Origin of the sequence: Endozoicomonas atrinae (assembly GCF_001647025.1) — a bacterium.
In the GTDB taxonomy this organism is placed as follows: Bacteria; Pseudomonadota; Gammaproteobacteria; order Pseudomonadales; family Endozoicomonadaceae; genus Endozoicomonas; species Endozoicomonas atrinae.
The window spans coordinates 1-286 of record NZ_LUKQ02000851.1; the positions used below are offsets into that span (position 1 = coordinate 1).

Annotated in this window: 1 rRNA gene; it reads left to right on the plus strand. The window is 40.2% G+C overall.

Going from position 1 to position 286, the window contains the following annotated elements:
* Positions 1–84, plus strand: a 16S ribosomal RNA gene (locus tag AK963_RS30850); the annotation flags it as partial.
* Between the last annotated feature and the right edge of the window lie 202 nt (positions 85–286).

Genomic DNA, 286 nt, shown 5'->3' on the forward strand with positions numbered 1-286 from the left:
GCGATCACCACGGAGTGATTCATGACTGGGGTGAAGTCGTAACAAGGTAGCCCTAGGGGAACCTGGGGCTGGATCACCTCCTTAAACGAAGACCGACGTCCATAAGCGTTCACACGAATTGTTTGATAATCATGATGACTTGTTCATCGTGATTTTCTTTGTTCTTTAACAATGTGGAATCCAAATTTAAGCTGAATTGATTTAAGCAATTTAACTTCGGTTAAATCGTTTAATGAAGATTCTTGCTGAGACACTCTCAAGTTTTGATTGGAAACAATCATAGCTA